A 20,536-nucleotide genomic window follows, 5' to 3' on the forward strand; every position below is an offset into this window, starting at 1 on the left:
TGCGCCTCATGGCAGGAAATAGACCACGATCAGCCCGAGTCCCGCCCACATGCCGATTTGTGAAATCCACCACCAGGAAAGGTTTTTCACCAGGCTGATGAAACTGGCGGCGCAAACGATGGTCATAGCAAGAAACATGACGGCACTGGTCACCAGCGAACCGATTTCCGCGCTGACCTGGGGGTGCTCCCCGGCCAGCAGGAGGAAGATGAGCACGACGACGCCCAGCCCGGCGGCTATGGAAGCGGCCGAACCGAGCATGATACCGGTCACTACGGTCAATGGATTCATTGCTGCTCACCCTGGCCCTGGAAACGCTTGCCTGGCGTCCTCCGGCCCTCTAGCCTTAGTCGCTGGCTCGCCGATTTCGCGGCAGTCACCGCGGTCACGGAGATAAGATGCGTATTGTACTGAACCCAGCTCTTGCGAAGGTAGCCAGCATCGCGCTGGCGCTGCTGCTCACCACCAGCGTCGCTGCCCAGCCGGCACCGGCAGAGGATGCGCTCGCGCCTTCCGATCGGCATGGCAAGATCAGCCGCCTGGTCACTACGCTGTTCGAACGCTCCCATTATCGCCGGGCGACGGTGGACGATTCGGCGTCTTCGCAGATGCTGGACGCTTACCTCGATGCACTCGACCGCAACCGACAGTACTTTCTCGCCGCCGACATCGCAGAATTCGAGCCGCTGCGGACGCGCCTGGACGACGCCGTGAAGCGCGGCGAACTCGATGCCGTGTTCGCCATTTACGACCGCTACCTCGCCAGGGCCCGCGAGCGGGTCGAGTTCGCCCTCACCGTGCTGGACGAGGAGCCGGATTTCTCCATCGACGAGGAATTCATGTTCGACCGGAGCGAGGAGCCATGGGCGGCCTCGCGCGACGAGCTTGACGACCTGTGGCGCAAGCGCGTGAAAAACGACGCGCTGGGCCTGTTGCTTACCGAGAAGAGCTGGGAGGAAACCCGCGAAATCCTCGACGGACGTTATTCGCAGGTGCTCAAGCGCCTTTTCCAGGTGAAGAGCGACGACATCTTCGAGACCTTCATGAACGCCTATGCGAACACGATGGATCCGCATACCAGCTACTACTCACCGCGGAATTCCGAGGAATACCGTATCCAGATGAGCCTGAATTACGACGGCATCGGGGCTACGCTGCAGATCCAGGACGAATACGTCGCCATCATCAACGTCATTGAAGGCGGGCCCGCCGCCCTCGACGGCACGCTCAAGCCGAAGGATCGCATCGTCGCTGTCGGCCAGGGCGAGGACGGGGAATTCGTCGACGTCGTGGGCTGGCGGCTCGACGAGGTCGTCGACCTGATCCGCGGGCCCGGCGGATCGACGGTGCGCTTGCAGGTGCTTCCCGGCGGAGCCGCCCCCGGAAGCTCGCCCGAAGTCATTGCACTGGTGCGTGACAAGGTCAAGCTGGAGGCGCAGGCGGCCCGCAAGGACATCGTGGAAATCGAGCGCGAGGATACGGCGCACCGCATCGGCGTCATCACGGTGCCCTCCTTCTACCAGGACTACAATGCGCGCGCTGCGGGCAACCGTGAGTACACGAGCACCACGGCGGATGTTCGTCGCCTCACGCTTGAACTCGTGGAAGAAGGTATCGACGGCCTCGTGCTCGACCTGCGCAACAACGGCGGCGGCCACCTGTCCGAAGCGACCGCCATGACGGGACTGTTCCTGCATGGCGGGCCGATCGTGCAGTTGCGCGACACCAGCGGCCGGGTCGAAGTGCTCGAGGAACAGGACACGGGCGTGGTCTACGACGGCCCCCTGGCCGTGCTCGTCAATCGTTTCAGCGCCTCCGCCTCGGAGATCTTCGCCGCAGCCATACAGGACTACGGTCGGGGCGTCGTGGTCGGCCAGCGGACGTACGGCAAAGGCACCGTGCAGAACCTCTACCCTCTCGACCGCTACGCGCCGGGCGACGACCCCCGTTTCGGCCAGCTGACCCTGACGATCGGCAAGTACTATCGCGTGACCGGTGACAGCACGCAGAATCGCGGTGTCATCCCCGATATCATCGTGCCATCGCCGATCGATTCACACATGGTCGGCGAGAGCACGCGCGATACGGCCCTCCCGTGGGACCAGATCCGCAGCACCCGTTTCACGCCCCGCGGGCAACTCGAGGAGGCGATCGAACTCCTCAGCACCGAGCATGGCCGGCGGCGCGGTTCGGACCCGGATTTCGTCTACCTGCTCGAGGATATCGAGGCCATCGAGACGCAGCGCAGCAGAAAATCGGTGTCATTGAATCTCGAGACACGGCGGGAGGAGACCCGCCGATTCGAAGCCGAGAGACTGGCGCGCGAGAACGAGCGCCGGGTGTCACGGGGCCTGGAGCCGGTTGCATCGCTCGAGGATGTCGATGAAGAGGACGCCCCGGATATCCTGCTCCGGGAGGCGGCCTCCGTCGTGGTGGATCTCACGAAGGTACCGGATGGGGTGGTGGCCAAGACCCGGCAACCGGGCGGGACGAATTAACGGAAATCGGCAGGCTACGGGGGACTTGCATCCCGCATGACCGGTGTTATACTCCACTACAACACTAACGTAGTGCATCATCGGAACCGGCGAGAGGCCCCAAATGAGCTGCACACCGCTACAGCCCCACCAGTCACCCGGCCAGTCCGTGAACCGTGGGAACAAGCCCGCCGCGCGCCTGCGGCGTTTCCTGCCAGCCATGTGGAATGCGGCGACCCATCGACTGGTGCAGTTCCAGGCCTTGCTCGTGCCGTTGATGATCAGCGTACTCCTGCTGGCGGGTTGCGAGGGGAACAGCGACGCCGACGACTCCGCGGAAGAAGAGGAAATCACCCGGATCCCGGTGGAAATCACCACCCTGCAGCGAGGCGACGTGTTCGCCGTCTACACGGGAACGGCTTCGCTGGAGACCGATGCCGATGCGCTGGTGATCGCCAAGGTGAGCGGGGAGGTCATGGACCTGCTCGTCGAAGAGGGCGACCGGGTCGAGGAAGGCGAGGTGCTGGCGCGGCTCGACGGAGACCGTCTGCGCCTGGAGATGCAGCGCTCGCTGGCAAACCTGAGCAAGCTCGAGCAGGAATACGAACGCAACCTGAAGCTGTTCGATCGGGGCCTCGTGAGCTCCGGCGCTTTCGAGGACCTGAAATACGAACTCGATGCGCTCCGCGCCGCCTATCGTATAGCTGAGCTGGAGTACAGCTATACGGAGATCCGCGCGCCCATCGCGGGGGTGGTGAGCGAGCGGCACATCCGGCTGGGCAACAATATCTCGGTCAATGAACCGGCATTCCGCGTCACCGCAATGGATCCGCTGATCGCGTATATCCATATTCCGGAGCGCGAATTCCGTCGGCTGGAAGCGGGCCAGACCGCCCGGCTGACCCTGGATGCCATTCCCGGGCAGAGTTTTCCTGCGAATGTGGAGCGCATCAGCCCGGTCGTCGATCCGGAGACCGGCACGTTCAAGGTCACGCTCGAGATCCCGGACCCCGCAGGAACACTCAAGCCGGGGATGTTCGGCCGCTTCAACATCGTCTGGGACCGGCGCTCCGACGTGCTGCTTGCGCCGCGGGCAGCCATCCTGGATGACGATGTTTCCCAGGCGGTATTCGTCGTGATCGACGGCAAGGCGGAGCGCCGCAGTATCCGCACCGGCTACTCGCAAGGCGAGCAGGTCGAGATCATCGACGGGCTCGACGGCGACGAGCAGGTCGTGGTGATCGGCCAGTCCGGACTGCGCGACGGTGCCAGCGTCGAGGTCGTGCATCGCGGTGCGGCCCGCGTGGCGCAAGAAGATATCTGACGGTCTCCGGCCGAGTACTCCCCGCATGCGCCTCATCGATATCGCCACCGAGCGTCGCGTCACCATCGCGATGTTCACCGTCGCCATCGTGCTGTTCGGTTTTGTTTCGCTCTCGAGACTCGACGTCAACCTGCTGCCGGACCTGTCTTATCCGACGATCACGGTACGCACGGAACTCCAGGGCAGCGCTCCGCTGGAAGTCGAAAACCTGCTGACCAAGCCCATCGAGGAAGCCGTCGGCGTCATCAAGAACGTGCGCCAGGTGCGCTCGGTGTCGCGGGCCGGGCAGTCCGACGTGGTGCTGGAATTCCTCTGGGGCACCGAGATGGACATCGCCGGCGTCGAGGTCCGGGAAAAACTCGATCTGCTCGAATTGCCGCTGGAAGCGGGCCGCCCGCTGCTGTTGCGCTTCGACCCGTCCAATGAGCCCATCAAGCGGCTGGCATTCATGGACCAGGCGGCGAGCGGGCTCGCCGACGATCCGCAGCGGCTCCGGGCACTGCGCCGCTTCGCCGAGGACCGCCTCAAGAACGACATCGAAGCCGTCGAGGGGGTCGCCGCGGTGAAGGTCAGCGGCGGCCTCGAGGAGGAGATCCAGATCCTGGTGGACCAGGAAAAAACTGCCCAACTGGGACTCTCGGTGCGCGCCGTGGCGGCCCGGCTGCGGGCCGAGAACGTCAACTTGTCCGGCGGCCGGCTCGAACAGGGCAGCCAGCGATTCCTGGTCCGGACGCTGAACGAGTTCGGCAGCGTCGAGGAGATCGCCGACGCGGTCATCGCCACACCCGAAAACCGCCCCATCTACCTGCGCGACATCGCCACCGTGACGCGCGGTTTCAAGGAACGCGAAGCGATCACGCGAGTGAACGGCGTCGAGAGTGTCGAGCTCGCCATCTACAAGGAAGGTGATGCCAACACCGTGCAGGTCGCCCAGCGGGTCAATCAGCGCGTCGAACTGCTGGAACCGAAGCTCGAACCCGGCACCGAGCTCAAGCCGATCTACGACCAGTCGGTGTTTATCTCACAGGCCATCGACCAGGTTCGCAACGCCGCCCTCCTCGGCGGCTTGTTCGCCATTCTCGTGCTGTATGCCTTCCTGCGCGACGCCCGGGCCACGTTCATCATCGGCATCGCGATCCCCGTTTCGGTGATCGGCACGTTCCTGCTGATGTATGCAGCGGGAGTCAGCCTGAACATCATGTCGTTGGGCGGTATCGCCCTGGCGATCGGCATGCTGGTGGACAACAGCATCGTGGTGCTGGAGAACATCGTCCGCAAGAAAGAGCAGGGACTTTCGGTGCTGGACGCCGCCCGGCGCGGCACGGCCGAGGTGGCCGGTGCCGTGACGGCTGCGACGCTGACGACCGTGGCGGTGTTCTTTCCGATGGTCTTCGTGAGCGGAATCGCGGGACAACTGTTCCGCGACCAGGCGCTCACGGTGACCTTCGCCCTGCTGTTTTCCCTGCTCGTCGCTCTCACCCTGATCCCGATGCTGGCGGCGCGTGGCGACGTGCCCCGCTATGCCGACGAACAGGCCCGCGTGCCCCCGGGCCGCGTGACCCGCATCGCCGGCGGCGCGCTGCGTCTCGCGGGACGCGTCGTCTTCGGCATCGCGTGGCTCCTGGCCTGGCTGATGCGGCCTCTCGTGTGGTTCTTCCAGGGCTTGTACCGAACGGCCGCGGCGGCCTATGCGCCTTTGCTGGCAGGCGCGCTGCGCAGGCGCTGGCTGGTGATGCTGCTGGCTGCCGGCGCATTCGCATCGAGCATCGCGATGCTGCCGCGCCTCGGTTACGAGCTTTTGCCGCAGCTGGCCCAGGGCGAGTTTGCCGTGGACCTGCGGCTGCCCGCCGGCGCACCGCTGGTCGAAACCGATGCCGCGATCCTGCGCCTGCAGCAGGCCACCCGGGATCTGCCGGACGTGGCACTGAGCTACTCGGTGGCTGGCACCGGAAACCGGCTCGACGCCAGCCCCGTGGATGCAGGTGAACACACCGGCCAGCTCAATGTGCAGCTGGCGCCGGGCGCCGGGGCCGCCGGCGAGGCCGCCACCGTCGCCGCGATGCGCAACACGCTGGATCGCATGCCCGGCGTCTCGCACGAGATCTCCCGTCCGGCCCTGTTCGCGTTCAGCACCCCGCTGGAGATCGAGATCGCCGGCTACGAGCTGGAGCGCATCGCCACTGTCGCCGAGCAACTCCGGGGCCGCCTCGTGCAATCGCCGCGCTTTGCGGATGTCCGCAGCACGGTCGAGGAAGGCAATCCCGAGATCCAGATCGTTTTCGACCAGGAGCGTGCCGCCCGGCTGGGCCTCATCGTCCGCGATATCGCCGACACGGTCGTGGCCAAGGTGCGCGGGGAAGTCGCCACGCGCTATACCTGGCGCGACAAGAAAATCGACGTGCTCGTACGCAGCGTCGATACGCGAGACTCTTCGTTGCGCGAAATCGAGAATCTCATCGTCAATCCCGAAAGCAGTCGCCCCATCCCGCTCGAGGCCGTGGCCGATATCCTCGTCGCGGCCGGACCCTCCGAAATCAGGCGCGCGGACCAGTCCCGCGTCGCCATCGTCTCGGCCAATATCGCATATGGCGACCTGGCCGGCGCCACGGAAGAGATTCGCGAGGTGCTCGCCACGCTGCCGATGGCGACCGACGTCTCTGCGACCATCGCCGGGCAAAGTGCGGAAATGCAGGAGTCTTTCCGCTCGATGATGTTCACGCTCGCGATGGCGGTTTTCCTGGTCTATCTCGTGATGGCTTCACAGTTCGAGTCGCTGTTGCATCCTTTCGTGATCCTGTTCACGATTCCGCTCGCCCTGGTGGGCGCCGTCTGGTCCCTGTGGCTCACCGGCACGACGCTGAGCGTGGTCGCATTCATCGGCCTGATCATGCTGGCGGGCATCGTGGTGAACAATGCGATCGTGCTCGTCGACCTGATCAACCAGCTGCGCCGGGCCGGCAAGGAGTGCAACGCGGCCATCATGGAAGCCGGACGCGCCCGCCTCCGCCCCATCCTGATGACCACGCTCACGACGACGCTCGGACTTCTGCCGATGGCACTCGGGTTCGGCGAGGGCGCTGAAGTGCGCACGCCCATGGCCATCACCGTGATCGGGGGGCTGCTCGTCTCGACCTTGTTGACGCTGCTGGTGATCCCGGTGGTGTATTCCCTGCTCGACCGTGGCATCCGCGTGCTCGATGACGGCACCGAACGCCGGGAAGCCACCGCATGAGAATCTCCCGGGCAGCCATCGGCCGGCCGGTCACGACGGTGATGATTTTCGTCGCGCTGGCCGTGATCGGCCTGGTGGCATCGCGGATGCTGCCGCTCGAAAAGTACCCCGACATCGAATTCCCCGGCATTTTCATCAACATCCCCTACCAGGGCTCGAGTCCCGAGGAAGTCGAACAACTGATCACGCGTCCGGTGGAGGAAGCGCTGGCGACGCTCAGCGGCGTCGAACGCATGCAGTCCGCCTCGCGCCAGGACAACGCACAGGTATTTCTCCAGTTCGGCTGGGACCAGGACGTCGCCGCCAAGGGTATCGAGGCTCGGGCCAAGGTCGATGCCGTCCGGCACCTGCTGCCTGACGACGTGCGGCGGGTGCTGGTGTTCACCGGGTCGCTCGGTGACCAGCCGATCCTGAATCTGCGCATCAGCAGCGACCGGGATCTATCCGACGCATACAGCATGCTGGATCGACAGTTGAAGCGTCGCATCGAGCGTCTCGAGGGCGTCTCCCGTGTGACCCTGTACGGCGTGGACCAGCGCGAGATCCGCATCCTGCTCGACGCCGACCGGATCGCGGCCCACGGGGTAGACCTCAATGCGCTCCGCGAATTGCTGGAGAAAGCCAACTTTTCCGTCAGCGCCGGGCAGCTGACCGACGGCGAACGGCGCTTCAGCGTGCGACCCATCGGAGAGATGAGCTCCGTGGACGAGGTGAACAACATCCTGGTGCGCGACAACCTGAGATTGAGCGACATCGCCGCCGTGGAATTGCTCAGCCCCGAACGGCTGAATGCCCGTCACCTGGACCGGCGCTACTCGATCGGACTGGACGTATTCAAGCAACCGGGTGCCAACCTCGTGGACGTGGCCCGGCGCGTCAAGAGCGAAGTGGATGCCGTGGCGGACACGGACCTGATGCGGGGCATCCACGTCTTTGCGCTGGGCGACCAGGCAGAGGGCGTCACCTCGTCGCTCAGCGACCTGATGACATCGGGGGCGATCGGCGCCCTGCTCGCCTTCGCCGTGCTGTACCTTTTCCTGCGCCAGGGGGCGACGACCCTGATCGTGGTCGCCTGCGTGCCGTTCTCGCTGCTCATCACGCTCGGCGTCATGTATTTCCTCGACATCACGCTGAATATTCTCTCGATGATGGGCCTGATGCTTGCGGTCGGCATGCTCGTGGACAACGCGGTCGTGGTCACCGAAAGTATCTTCCGCGAGCGGCAACGCGACCCGGGCAATCCGCTGCGGGCCACTCTCCGCGGGGTCAACGCCGTTTCGATGGCGGTGACGGCCGGGACACTCACGTCCATCATCGTGTTCGTGCCGATACTGTTCGGCGTGAAGACGAATATCACGCTGTTCCTGACGCACGTCGCAGTCAGTATCGTCGTGGCCATGCTCGCCTCGCTGCTGATGGCGCTGACCGTCGTGCCGATGATCGTGTCGCGTATTCCCTCCCCGCCGCCGCCTCGCAAGAGTTCCTGGATATCGCGCCTGAGCATGCGCTACGCGGGCGCCCTGGACTGGACCCTGCGCCATCGCTGGTGGACTGCGTTGGTCGTCGTGCTGATCGTCGCCAGCGTGGCCATCCCGCTGAAGGCCGTGAAATTCGATGCGTTCCCGCAGGAGGCCGGGCGCCAGCTTCTCTTGCTCTATAACGTGAAAGACAAGTATCCGCTGGCGGAGATGAAACGCGCGGTGGACGAAATCGAGGAATACCTTTACGCGAACCAGGAACGCTTCGACATACGGCAGGTATACAGTTTCTACGAGGAAGGCCGTGCCCAGTCGACCCTGTTGCTCCATGACGGGGACGACGCCAGGGTCCCGACCGGCGAAGTGATCTCGCGGGTCATGGCCGATCTCCCGGAAATCGTCATCGGCCAGCCGAATTTCGAGTTCGGCAACCAGGGCGGCGACGAAGGATTCACACTGCAACTGGCCGGAGAGTCCACCGAAGCGCTCGCGGAACTGGCCCCGCAGGTCGTGCGGCTTTTGTCCACGGTCGAAGGGTTGCGCGACGTACGCACGGACATCAGCGGCGGCGACCGCGAGATCCGAGTGAAGGTGGATCGCATGCGCGCCATGCGACAGGGCCTCGACCCGCAGACCATCGCATCCTCGCTGTCGGTGGCCATGCGCGGCGAACAGTTGCGGGAGTTCCGCGGCGCGGACGGGGAAGTGAAAGTCAGGATCGCCTTTCGCGAGGACGACAGACAGAGCCTTGCGCAACTCGCCGATCTTCCGCTTTACGCGCCCGACGGCCGACGTGTCACCCTGGGTTCGGTTGCAGAGTTCGAAGTCACGCGCGCGCACGACGAAATACGTCGGATCGACCGGGTCACAGCCGTAACGATCAGCGCCAATCTCGAGGACAAGTCACTGGAAGAAGTGCGGCCGGAGGTCAAGGCGTTGCTGGATGCGTACCAGTTGCCGCCCGGTTACAGCTGGTCTTTCGGCCGCGGATTCCAGCGCGCTGACGAAACGCAGCAGATCATGGCGCAGAACATCCTGTTGGCCATCGCTCTCATATTTCTCGTGATGGCAGCCCTGTTCGAGTCCACGGTCTACCCCGTGTCCATCATCACCTCGATAGGCTTTTCCGTGATCGGCGTGTTCTGGTTCTTCCTCGCGACCGGAACCACATTCTCCTTCATGGCTACGATCGGCATCATGATCCTGGTCGGGGTGGTCGTGAATAACGGCATCGTTCTCGTGGACCATGTCAACAACCTGCGGCGTGCCGGCATGCAACGCGACGCCGCCCTGCTGCAGGCCGGGCGAGACCGGCTGCGGCCGATCCTGATGACCGCGGCCACGACGATCCTCGGGCTGGTGCCGCTGGCTGTCAGCGCCACCAAGGTCGGCGGCGACGAAATCGGCGCCCCCGCCTACTTCCCCATGGCGCGTGCGATCATCGGGGGGCTGGGGTTCTCGACGCTGACTTCGCTGCTGCTCGTGCCGTGGACCTATGCGCTCCTGGATGACCTCGGCCGCTGGACCCGCCGCGTCAGGTCCGTCGCCCGTGGCGGACATCCCGGCCGCGCCGCGGATGGAACGCCCGACGCGGATCAGGGAATGAACACGTCGTAGATATCCCAGTATTCCTCGGCCAGCACGTTGACCTCGAGGGGAATACGTCGCACGGCTCCGCGTTCCTTGTCACGCACCGGCAGTTCGATGCGGCCCACCGAGGACGCCATGGGCACGGTTTCCCGCGCGCCCCGGAACTGCACCTCGCGCGCGAGCGCCTTTGCGCGGGCTTCGATGTCCGCTGTCTTTGGCTGGCCCGGCCCGAGCCGCGCCACCGATTCGCGAATCTTTCCGATCAGCACCTTGCAATCTTCCTCGGAGCCATAGCGCATGTCCTGCACCGTATTGACGTTGGCATCGCGGGCCTTGCGTGCCAGTTCATCCGTGGAAAAATGCAGATAGAGCTCCTGGGCAGCCGCGATGATCATCAGGTTGATCTCGCGCTTGGTGGCGTTGTCGAGGCCACTGAATTCCGGCCAGGGTTCCGCAGACACGGCGGCGCGCCGATCCTGCAGTTCAGCGAGCCGCCGCCTGGAGGCCTCCAGCTCGACCCGCCGTTGTTCGAGTGACTCCGTGATCCTGCGGCGGCGAAAGCGCGCCCAGAAGCCTTGCGCCGCGGCGAGTTCGGCGCGCAGTTCATTACGCTTCGCCAGGCGTTCCTCGACTTCCTCACGCGCAAGGGCCATCTGCTGGTCCAGTGCCGCGAGTTGCCGTTGTTTTTCCTGGTTGAAACGCATCAGCGCCTCGCGTCGCTGGCGCTCCTCGTGTCGTCCGCGCAGCTCGTCCGAAATGACCTGCAGGTGCTCGTGGCAAGAACGCCAAAGGGCCCGCAACTGGAAATAGACGAGCGCGGTGTAGCCTGTGCCGGGCTGCGCGAGCAATTGCTCGATGGCCTGGAACCGCTCCTCTGCACGGCGGGTCGCAGCTTCCTGGCTGGCGAGGCGCTCCTCGGCAAGACGCAGGGACTTCTGCAGATCGGAGAACGCCTTCTTGAGTTCCGCGCGATTGCGAAAGAGGTTGAGCAACCGCTCTTCTTCGGTTTCTTCGACGCCTTTACCGGCCGCCTCCTGGTCATCCGTCACGCTGCTCTCCCGACTGCATCGGCCCCGCCGCCATCAGCGTGCGGCAGCAGCACGCCCTGGGTGGGCGGGGAACCGGTGGCCATGGTCATAACAGTACTCGAGCCACTTGTTCAACATGCCGTTGCGTGCCCAGCGACGACCGAGTTCGCTCGCAGGCGGCGCGTGGAAACGCTGCAAGGCATGATGAAGGTGCCGGCTGCGACACTCCATGGCCTCCGCCAGGCCCGCGTCGTGGTAGACGCGAATGGCCAGGTCCGGATCCGCCACGGGCGCCTGCCCGTCGCGAAAGTAGTAAGTCATCCGCAATGTCGTCGTGTAGGGACGGCGTTCGATGACCTCGAGGTGCAGCGGGAGGTCACCTGCGACCCGCGAACACTGGTGGTCACGCAAGGCCATGACATCGTCGAACAACCAGTGCAAACGCAGGTAGTTGCTCTCATACAGGTGCATGAGCGCGGTGAAGCTGCCGGGCTGCGTCGGACGCGGCAGCGCGATGGAGCCGTCTGCTATCATGCGCGGCAATATAGCACAGCGAATCCGGGCCGCCGGGCCGACGGAGATTGACGAAAATGGCCATACGCAGCATCGCCACGCGTCCGTTCGACGACCAGCGACCGGGCACCGCCGGCCTGCGCAAGAAAGTACGCATCTTCCAGCAACCCCATTACCTCGAAAACTTCCTGCAATCCGTATTCAACGCCGCGGGCGACTTCAGCGGCGCCACCCTGGTGGCCGGCGGCGACGGCCGTTACTGGAACCGGGAAGCGTTGAGCGTGTTGTTTCGCGTCGCGGCCGGCAACGGCGTCGGGCGGATCATCGTCGGACGTCACGGTCTGCTGTCCACGCCCGCCGCTTCGCACCTCATCCGCCTGCATGAAGCGGCCGGCGGCTTCCTGTTGACCGCCAGTCACAACCCCGGGGGCCCCGACGGCGACTTCGGCGTCAAGTTCGACACCGCAAACGGCGGCCAGGCGCCGGAGTCGCTCACTGAAGCCGCCTGGCGTGCCTCCCTGGAGATCGAGGCTTACCACGTGGCCGACATGCCGGAACCGGAACTGGATCGGCTCGGGCTCCAGCAGGCCGGTGATCTCCAGATCGAAGTCGTGGATCCGGTGGCGGATTACGCCGATCTCATGGAAAGCCTGTTCGACTTTCCCCGCATACGAAAGTTGCTGGGGAACGGGCGTTTTCGCATGCGCTTCGACGGCCTGAATGCGATCACCGGGCCCTATGCGATGGAGATCCTGGAGCATCGCCTCGGCGCCGCCCCCGGAACGGTCGTCAACGCCGTACCCCTGCCGGATTTCGGCGGCCTCCATCCGGATCCCAATCCGGTCGATGCCGCGCACCTCGTGGACTGGATGACGGGACCGGACGCCGGCGACCTCGCGGCGGCCTCCGACGGTGACGGCGACCGCAACATGATCGTCGGGCGCGGCATGGTGGTGTCGCCCGGCGACAGCCTCGCCGTCCTGGCCGAGCACGCCCGCCGAGTGCCGGGTTACGCGGGCGGCCTCGCCGGCGTCGCACGCTCGATGCCGACGAGCCGCGCGGTAGACCGGGTGGCCGAGGCGCTGAACATCCCCTGCTACGAGACGCCGACGGGCTGGCGCTACTTCTGCAACCTGCTGGATGCCGGGCGGGTGGACCTGTGCGGCGAGGAGAGCTTCGGCACCAGTTCGAGCCACGCAAGAGAGAAGGACGGCCTGTGGGCGGTGCTTTTCTGGCTCAACCTCGTCGCGGCGACGGAGCGGTCGGTTGAAGAACTGGTGCACGACCACTGGCAACGCTTCGGGCGTCATGCATTCGCCCGCCACGACTGGTTCATCCCGGACAGCGAACGCGCCGCCGTCGTGATGCAGACGCTGCAGGAGAATCCCGGGCGGTTCGACGGGACGACGCTGGGAGACGTTCACATCGAGCGGGCCGACAGCTTTGCATATCACGACCCGGTCGACGAAAGCGTGGCCTCGGGCCAGGGTGTCCGCGTGTTCCTGGCGGACGGCTCGCGCGTGGTGTTTCGCCTGTCGGGCACCGGGACCCAGGGCGCGACGCTGCGCATCTACCTGGAAAAGTACCTGCCGCCCGATGCCGATCATGGCGGCACCGGACCGGAACTTACCGCCGCGCTCGGCGCATTCGCCGCCGGGCTGGCCAGGGTTTCCGAGCTGACCGGCGTCGCCCGACCGGCGGGCGTGATCTAGACCTCGCCCCCGTCCACGCCCTGCATGCGATTGAGGAGCCCGGTGCGGTCGAGAACGGTGCTGGCGATCTCCTCGACCGAGCACTCGCCCGTATCGAGATACTGGATGCCATAGCGCGCGAACAGGGCCTCGGCGGAGCGCAACTCGAAACTGACCTGGCGTGCCGAAGCGTAATTGCTCTCCGGACGACGTTCCTGCCGGATCTGCTGCAGGCGCGCGGGCTTGATCGTGAGACCGAAAAGGCGATCACGATAACGCTCCAGCGGAGCCGGCAACTTGCCGCGCTCGAACTCTTCCTCGGTGAGCGGGTAATTGGCGGCGTACACGCCGTAACGTAGCGCCATGTAGAGGCACGTCGGCGTCTTGCCGGACCGGGAGACCCCGACGAGAATCAGGTCGGCCTTGCTGTAGTCGCGCGTCGTGGACCCGTCATCGTGTTCCAGCGCGTAGTTCATCGCGTCGATGCGCCGGGTGTAGGAGCGCTGGTCGGCCACACCGTGGGCCTTGCCCGTAGCATGGCTGGAAACGATGCCGAGTTCGCGCTCCATGGGTCCGATGAAGGCGCCGAAAAAATCGAGCACCAGCCCCTGGCTCTGCGAGATTATGTCGCGCAGATCGTCCTGTACCATGGTGGCGAAGACGATCGGCCGGGACCCTTCCACCTCGCGGGTCAGGTCGATACGCCGTACGCATTCCCTCACCTTGTCAGGGGTGTTGATAAATGGCACAGTCACGCCGCGAAACCTGAGCCCGTCGAACTGCGTCAACAGGCTGTGTCCGAGCGTCTCCGCGGTGACACCGGTCTGGTCGGATACGAAAAATACCGTTCTGTGCTTCATGTCATTGCCTGTTCGACGCGACTGCGCGCATTGTCCGTTCCCTGACACCGGGAACTCAAGAGGGCCACACCGTGGAACAGTACATCATCAAGCTCGATGAGCTCGGCATGAACGACGTCGAGCGAGTCGGCGGCAAGAATGCCTCCCTGGGCGAAATGCTCGCCAACCTCGAAGCCCTCGGGGTGACGGTGCCGAGTGGCTTCGCCACCACCGCTGCGGCGTACCGGGACTTCATGCAGACGGACGGCCTCGGCGAACGCATCCGCGAGGCCCTTGCCGATCTCGACGTGGACGACGTCGAGAAACTGGTGGCCACCGGCGCCCGGATCCGGGACTGGATCCGGGAAACGCCCCTTCCCGCCCGCTTGCACGAGGACATCCGCCGCGGCTGGGACGAGATGTCGGGCGGACGGGACATCGCGGTGGCCGTGCGCTCCTCCGCGACGGCCGAGGACCTTCCCGAAGCCAGTTTCGCAGGTCAGCAGGAAACCTACCTGAACGTGCGCGGCATCGAGGCCGTCATCGAGCGCATCCACGACGTGTTTGCCTCATTGTTCAACGATCGCGCGATCGCCTATCGCGTGCACCATGATTTCGACCATTCGCAGGTCGCCCTCTCCGCCGGTATCCAGCACATGGTGCGCAGCGACACGGGTGCCAGCGGCGTGCTCTTCACGCTGGACACAGAGTCGGGTTTCCGTGACGTGGTGTTCATCACTGCGTCCTGGGGCCTCGGCGAAATGGTGGTCCAGGGCGCCGTGAATCCGGACGAATTCTATGTGTTCAAGCCGTCGCTCGAAGCCGGCAAGCGCGCCATCCTGCGCAAGACCATGGGCAGCAAGGCGATCAAGATGGTGCATGGCGACGACGGCCACGGCACCCGGACCATCGACGTCCCCGCCGCCGACCGCGCCCGTTACTGCCTGGACGACGCGGATATCGAGACCCTCGCCCGCCATGCCGTGGCCATCGAGAAGCACTACGGCTGCCCCATGGACATCGAGTGGGGCAAGGACGGCGGCGACGGCAAGCTCTACATACTCCAGGCGCGGCCCGAGACGGTGCAGAGCCGGCAGGGACGCTCCATCCTGCGGTTCAAGCTGAAAAACCGCTCCACGGTGATCGCCTCGGGGCGCAGCATCGGCCAGCGCATCGGCGCCGGCACCGCGCGCATCATTCGCGACGTGAAGGAAATGCATCGCGTGCGCGCCGGCGACGTGCTGATCGCCGACATGACGGACCCCGACTGGGAGCCGGTGATGAAACGCGCCGCGGCCATCGTCACGGATCGGGGCGGACGCACCTGCCACGCCGCGATCATCGCGCGCGAGCTGGGCATCCCCGCGGTGGTCGGTTGCGGCGACGCCACGCGCACCGTGTCCGACGGCCAGCCGGTCACCGTGTCCTGTGCCGAAGGCGACACCGGCTTCATATTCGACGGCGTGCTCGACTTCGACGAGCAGACCATCGAGCTCGACCGGATGCCGGACATCCCGGTCAAGATCATGATGAACGTCGGCAACCCGGACCGGGCCTTCGATTTCGCCGGCATCCCGCATCACGGCGTGGGCCTCGCGCGGCTCGAGTTCATCATCAACCGGATGATCGGCGTGCATCCCCGCGCCCTGCTGGAGTTCGACTCCCTGTCGGACGACCTGAAACACACCATCCGCCAGCAGATGGCGGGTTACGACGACCCGGTGGAATTCTTCATCGGCAAGCTCGCGGAGGGCATCGGCACGATCGCTGCCGCATTCGCCCCCCACCCCGTGATCGTGCGCTTGTCCGATTTCAAGTCCAACGAGTACGCCAACCTGATCGGCGGCCGCGAGTACGAACCCCACGAGGAAAACCCGATGCTGGGCTTCCGCGGCGCCTCGCGTTACGTGGCGGAGAACTTCCGTCCATGCTTCGAGCTCGAATGCCGGGCGCTGAAGCGGGTGCGCGAGGACATGGGCCTCGACAACGTCCAGGTCATGGTGCCCTTCGTGCGCACGGTCGCCGAGGCGCGCAAGGTCGTGGAGCTGCTGGCCGAGAATGGCCTGAAGCGCGGCGAGCACGGCCTCAAGTTGATCATGATGTGCGAAATCCCGTCGAACGCCTTGCTCGCGGAGCAGTTCCTGGAGCATTTCGACGGCATGTCGATCGGCTCGAACGACATGACCCAGCTGACGCTCGGCCTGGACCGGGACTCGAGCATCATTGCCGACCTGTTCGACGAGCGGGACGATGCCGTCAAGGCCCTGCTGCACATGGCGATCGCGGCGTGCCGCCGGCAGGGCAAGTACATCGGGATCTGCGGGCAGGGGCCCTCGGACCACGCCGACTTCGCGCGCTGGCTGCTCGACGAAGGCATCGAGAGCATCTCGCTCAACCCGGACACGGTGGTCGAGACGTGGATGTTCCTCGCCGGCCGGAGCGTCGCCTGACGGCCCCGGAGCCGGGCTTCTAGAGGTCGCCCCAGCGCGAACGCCGTCCGAGCCGCAGGCGCGGAATGATCAAGCCCGCCAGCAGGCCGGCGACCAGCACGCCGGCCCCGGCGAGGAACCAGTCGCGCTGGCTGCTGCGCTTGAGCTCTGCGACCTCCATCCGCAGGCCGTCACCGACCTGCTCGGCGGACGCGAGGCGCGTACGCAATTCGCGGTTCACCTTGTCGAGTTCGAGCGCCGACGCCGACACGCGCTGGATCCGTTCCAGTTCCGCGCGGACTTCGTCCAGTTCGGTCCCTAGCCCCGAGCGTTCCGCCTCGAGCGCGCCGCGCTCGCCGGTCACCTCCCGCAAGCGCCCCTCAAGTTCGGCCACCTGCGCGGTGAGTGCCTGTACACGGGTCGTCGCCGCCGCCAGCTGCGCACGCGCAGCCGGCTCATCCATCAGGTAGCGGCTGAGCACCCAGCCTTCCGTGCCAGCCTCGGTCCGCACCCGCGTGTAGCCGCTGGCGTCGTCCGACTCCAGGACTTCGAGAGGGGTACCGCTGGACAGCATCCGGATGATCGAGTGCTGGGTCGAGGTGCCGCTGCGCAACGTGATTTCGAGCCGATCCGAAACATAGCGTGTCTGTGCATCGGCGGCCGTCGCCGCCAGCGCCAGCAGGCACAGGACGAGGAATCTGGGTCTCATATCTGGAGAAAGGCCTCTGCCAATGCGGGTAACACATGATACCGGAGGCCAGACGATCGAATAGGCCTCGCCGGTCGGAGTACAATAAGCTGCTTAATGACTCTGCGGCTTTCCCAGTGAACCTCACACGACCCGCTCTTGGCAACCCCGTCGCCGTCATCGTGGCGGTGCTCCTCGTGCTGCTGTTCGGCACGATCTCGCTGCTGCGCATGCCCGTGCAGATGATCCCGAACGTGGAACGGCCCCTCATCGAGATCTCGACCAGCTGGCGGGCCGCGGCGCCCGAAGAAGTGGAGGCCGAGATCATCGAGCCCCAGGAGGACGCGCTGCGCGGCCTGCCGGGCCTGGAGATCATGGAATCCACGGCCAGTCGCGGTTCCGGCTCGATTTCCCTGACCTTCGACATCAACTCGTCCCTGGAACGTTCCCTCATCGAGGTCATGAACCGCCTCAACCGGGTGCCAAGCTATCCCGTGGACGTGGAGCAGCCCATCGTGTTCGCCGGACGCGGCCGCTTCGGCAGCGCGATCGCGTGGTTCGCGATTCGCCCCCTGCCGGGCAACGACCGCGACATCACCGGTTACCAGGATTTCGTCGAGGAAATGATCCAGTCGCGCGTGGAACGCGTCGCGGGCGTCGCCAATGCCGACATCTACGGCGGGCGCAACAACGAGGTGCGGATCACGTTCGATCCCTACCGTGCAGCGGCGCTGGGGATCGACGTGCCGTCGCTCGCGCGAATGACCGGCGGCAACACGGATGTCTCGGGCGGCTTCAAGGATGTCGGCCGGCGCCAGTACACGATTCGCTTTTCGGGCAAGTATGACCTGGACGAGATGAAGAACATGGTGCTGGCCTGGCGCGACGGCCGGCCGGTGCACCTGCAGGACGTGGCCGAGGTGTCCGTCGAATTGCGCGACGCCCGTGGGTCGCTGAACCAGAACGGCGGCCCGTCCATCGCAATGAACGCGCAACCGGAACAGAACGTCAACGTGCTCGAGGTGATGGCCGACATCAAGGAAGTGATCGCCGAGCTCAACGACGGCGTCGTCAAGCGCGCCGGTCTTTACATCACCCAGGACTACGACGAGACGCTCTACATCACCGACTCCATCAGCATGCTGCGCAACAACCTGCTGCTCGGCGTGCTGCTTGCGACGGCCGTCCTGTGGTGGTTCCTGCGACGCTGGCGGGCGACGCTGATGGTCGCGCTCGCGATTCCCATCTCCCTGTTCGTCACCTTCATCGCCCTCAATGCCACCGGGCGCACACTGAACATCATCAGCCTGGCCGGGCTGGCTTTCGCGGTCGGCATGGTGCTGGACTCGGCCATCGTCGTGCTCGAAAACATCGTGCGCCTGCGCGAAAGCGGCCGGCCCAGCGACGAGTCGGCCCTGGAAGGCGCATTACAGGTGTGGGGCGCCCTGATCGCATCGACGGCGACGACGGTGGCCATCTTCCTGCCGATCGTCTTTTTGCGCGACATCGCGGGGCAGCTGTTCGCCGACCTGGCGCTGGCCATCGCCATGGCCGTGATCGCGGCGCTGTTCGTCGCGGTGACCGTCATCCCCACGGCCGCGAACAGCTGGCTGCGCCACACCCAGCTCGTCGATCCGCACCGGGAATGGTGGGATCGCGGCGCCGCGTTCATCATGCGCCTGACCAGCACGAAGCTCCGTCGCACCGGGATTATCGCCGGGCTGACACTCACCGCGATCGGCCTGACGGTCACTCTGCTCCCGGAAACCGATTACCTTCCCGAGGGCCGCCAGAACTTCATCTTCGGTTTCATCCTGCCCCCGCCGGGCACCAGCCAGGAGGCCTCCCGCGAAGAGTTCATCGAGGTCGTGAACGAGCGGATGCGCGAACACCTGGAGGGCCGCAAGAGCCCGGCGGTCGAAAGCTATTTCCTGGGCGTGTTCGGCAACAGCGGCTTCATGGGGGTCCGCGCGAAAGACCGGAACGAAGTCGACGAACTGGTGCAGGCGCTCAATCGCGACATTCTCGGCGGCTTCCCGGACACGCTCGCGTTCGCGAACCGCGCCTCCTTGTTCGGCCGGCTCGGCGGGGGCCGCGCGATCGACGTGAATATCCAGAGCCGCGACATCGAGAGCCTCCTGGAGGCGGCCAAGGTCGGCATGGGCGCGGTCGCACAGGCCATCCCCGGCGCCACGACCCGCCCGGTGCCCGGCGTCGAGCTCGCGGAACCGGAATTGCGCCTCGTGCCCGACGAGCGTCGCCTCGCCGAGGCCGGCTGGGATCGACGCACGATGTCCCAGGTCGTCCGGGCACTGGGTGACGGGCTCTATGTCGGCGACTACTTCGATGGCGAGCAACGCCTCGACATGATCCTGCGGGCGGAGAGCTGGGACACCCCGGAACAACTGGCGTCGCTGCCGGTCGCCACGCCCGACGGCGGGGTCCGGCCGCTGAGCGAATTCCTGGCGATCGAGCGGACGGCAGGTCCGGACCAGATCCGGCGGGTCGATCGACGCAGGACCGTGACGCTGATCGTCACCCCCCCCTCGGACATGGCCCTGGGAACGGCCATCGACCTCATCCAGGAGCAGGTCGATCCGGCCATCCGTGCGCAGCTGCCGGACGACGGGGACATCAGCTACCGCGGCACCGCCGACGACAAGGACAAGGCGATCAGCAACATGGCGCAAAGTCTCGGGCTGGCGGTGATCATTCTCTACCTGTTGATGAGCGCCCTGTTCCGCTCTTTCCGGGACAGCCTGCTGGTGCTCATCACCCTTCCGATGGCGCTGGTCGGCGGGGTCGTCGCGTTGCGCATCACCGACCTGCTGACCTTCCAACCGATGGACCTTCTCACGATGATCGGCTTCATCACGCTGATGGGGCTGGTGGTGAACAATGCCATCCTGCTCGTCGCGCAGACGCGCTCTGCGGAGCGCGAGGGCATGGCGCGCACCGATGCCGTCGGGCAGGCGGTGCGTTTCCGCTTGCGCCCCATCCTCATGAGTACCCTGACCAGCCTGTTCGGCATGCTGCCGCTGCTGCTCATGCCCGGCGCCGGCACCGAGCTGTACCGCGGCCTTGCCGCTGTGATCGTGGGCGGTCTCTCGGTCAGTACCCTGTTCACGCTCGTGCTGCTGCCCAGCCTGCTGCGGATCGGTGAAGATGCGACGTCGCCCGCCAGAGCGGGGCCCGACCCGACGCAACCGGATCATGCCGGCGCCGCCCGCCCCGCCTGAGATTCGAC

12 protein-coding genes are annotated in these 20,536 nt (G+C 65.5%); 7 read left to right on the forward strand and 5 right to left on the reverse strand.

Features of this window, described 5'->3' with window-relative positions:
• Positions 1-6 precede the first annotated feature (6 nt).
• Positions 7-291 carry a hypothetical protein gene (locus tag G6032_RS03380; RefSeq protein WP_165280730.1) on the reverse strand — a complete coding sequence of 95 codons (285 nt, stop codon included), beginning with the start codon at positions 289-291 and terminating at the stop codon, positions 7-9.
• Between the two features lie 107 nt (positions 292-398).
• Here G6032_RS03380 and G6032_RS03385 point away from each other — a divergent pair, with 107 nt between their 5' ends.
• From G6032_RS03385 to G6032_RS03400, 4 genes are all read left to right on the forward strand, one after another.
• On the forward strand, positions 399-2,498 hold the full coding sequence (locus tag G6032_RS03385) for a carboxy terminal-processing peptidase (RefSeq protein WP_165280731.1): 2,100 nt from the start codon (positions 399-401) through the stop codon (positions 2,496-2,498).
• A gap of 103 nt (positions 2,499-2,601) precedes the next feature.
• The gene (locus G6032_RS03390; RefSeq protein ID WP_165280732.1) at positions 2,602-3,801 is read left to right on the forward strand and encodes an efflux RND transporter periplasmic adaptor subunit; all 1,200 of its coding nucleotides are present in this window, start codon (positions 2,602-2,604) and stop codon (positions 3,799-3,801) included.
• Between the two features lie 25 nt (positions 3,802-3,826).
• On the forward strand, positions 3,827-7,033 hold the full coding sequence (locus G6032_RS03395; protein WP_165280733.1) for an efflux RND transporter permease subunit: 3,207 nt from the start codon (positions 3,827-3,829) through the stop codon (positions 7,031-7,033).
• Complete coding sequence (locus G6032_RS03400; RefSeq protein ID WP_165280734.1) at positions 7,030-10,128, forward strand: efflux RND transporter permease subunit; 3,099 nt, start codon at positions 7,030-7,032, stop codon at positions 10,126-10,128. The genes G6032_RS03395 and G6032_RS03400 overlap by 4 nt, the downstream gene beginning before the upstream one ends.
• Here the strand turns inward: G6032_RS03400 and G6032_RS03405 are convergent.
• Together G6032_RS03405 and G6032_RS03410 are read right to left on the reverse strand one after the other, a co-directional pair.
• Positions 10,107-11,150 carry a hypothetical protein gene (locus tag G6032_RS03405; RefSeq protein ID WP_165280735.1) on the reverse strand — a complete coding sequence of 348 codons (1,044 nt, stop codon included), beginning with the start codon at positions 11,148-11,150 and terminating at the stop codon, positions 10,107-10,109. The genes G6032_RS03400 and G6032_RS03405 overlap by 22 nt on opposite strands.
• A gap of 33 nt (positions 11,151-11,183) precedes the next feature.
• Complete coding sequence (locus tag G6032_RS03410; RefSeq protein ID WP_165280736.1) at positions 11,184-11,663, reverse strand: DUF1249 domain-containing protein; 480 nt, start codon at positions 11,661-11,663, stop codon at positions 11,184-11,186.
• Positions 11,664-11,719: 56 nt separating this feature from the next.
• Here G6032_RS03410 and G6032_RS03415 point away from each other — a divergent pair, with 56 nt between their 5' ends.
• Entirely contained in the window at positions 11,720-13,354 is a 1,635-nt protein-coding gene (locus G6032_RS03415) for an alpha-D-glucose phosphate-specific phosphoglucomutase (RefSeq protein ID WP_165280737.1), read from the forward strand.
• Here G6032_RS03415 and G6032_RS03420 read toward each other — a convergent pair.
• Positions 13,351-14,193, reverse strand: a complete 843-nt coding sequence (locus tag G6032_RS03420; protein WP_165280738.1) for a pyruvate, water dikinase regulatory protein — start codon at positions 14,191-14,193, stop codon at positions 13,351-13,353. The two genes, G6032_RS03415 and G6032_RS03420, sit on opposite strands and share 4 nt — an antisense overlap.
• Before the next feature lie 71 nt (positions 14,194-14,264).
• On the opposite strand from G6032_RS03420, the gene ppsA reads away from it, so the two are divergent.
• Positions 14,265-16,622 (forward strand): phosphoenolpyruvate synthase, encoded by a 2,358-nt coding sequence (gene ppsA, locus G6032_RS03425; RefSeq protein WP_165280739.1) that lies wholly within the window; start codon positions 14,265-14,267, stop codon positions 16,620-16,622.
• 19 nt (positions 16,623-16,641) lie between these two features.
• On the opposite strand, the gene G6032_RS03430 is transcribed toward ppsA, so the two are convergent.
• Entirely contained in the window at positions 16,642-17,310 is a 669-nt protein-coding gene (locus tag G6032_RS03430; RefSeq protein WP_165280740.1) for a TIGR04211 family SH3 domain-containing protein, read from the reverse strand.
• A gap of 116 nt (positions 17,311-17,426) precedes the next feature.
• On the opposite strand from G6032_RS03430, the gene G6032_RS03435 reads away from it, so the two are divergent.
• Positions 17,427-20,528: an efflux RND transporter permease subunit gene (locus G6032_RS03435; protein WP_165280741.1), complete on the forward strand. Its 3,102-nt coding sequence runs from the start codon at positions 17,427-17,429 to the stop codon at positions 20,526-20,528.
• The last annotated feature ends 8 nt before the right edge of the window (positions 20,529-20,536 follow it).

The organism is Wenzhouxiangella sp. XN24 (assembly GCF_011064545.1).
Taxonomy (GTDB): Bacteria; Pseudomonadota; Gammaproteobacteria; order Steroidobacterales; family XN24; genus XN24.

Excerpts from the sequence above, each read along its gene's own strand:
- G6032_RS03380 (WP_165280730.1), bottom strand. The coding sequence starts at position 291 with ATGAATCCATTGACCGTAGTGACCGGTATCATGCTCGGTTCGGCCGCT.
- G6032_RS03385 (WP_165280731.1), top strand. The coding sequence starts at position 399 with ATGCGTATTGTACTGAACCCAGCTCTTGCGAAGGTAGCCAGCATCGCG.
- G6032_RS03390 (WP_165280732.1), top strand. The coding sequence starts at position 2,602 with ATGAGCTGCACACCGCTACAGCCCCACCAGTCACCCGGCCAGTCCGTG.
- G6032_RS03395 (WP_165280733.1), top strand. The coding sequence starts at position 3,827 with ATGCGCCTCATCGATATCGCCACCGAGCGTCGCGTCACCATCGCGATG.
- G6032_RS03400 (WP_165280734.1), top strand. The coding sequence starts at position 7,030 with ATGAGAATCTCCCGGGCAGCCATCGGCCGGCCGGTCACGACGGTGATG.
- G6032_RS03410 (WP_165280736.1), bottom strand. The coding sequence starts at position 11,663 with ATGATAGCAGACGGCTCCATCGCGCTGCCGCGTCCGACGCAGCCCGGC.
- G6032_RS03415 (WP_165280737.1), top strand. The coding sequence starts at position 11,720 with ATGGCCATACGCAGCATCGCCACGCGTCCGTTCGACGACCAGCGACCG.
- G6032_RS03420 (WP_165280738.1), bottom strand. The coding sequence starts at position 14,193 with ATGAAGCACAGAACGGTATTTTTCGTATCCGACCAGACCGGTGTCACC.
- G6032_RS03430 (WP_165280740.1), bottom strand. The coding sequence starts at position 17,310 with ATGAGACCCAGATTCCTCGTCCTGTGCCTGCTGGCGCTGGCGGCGACG.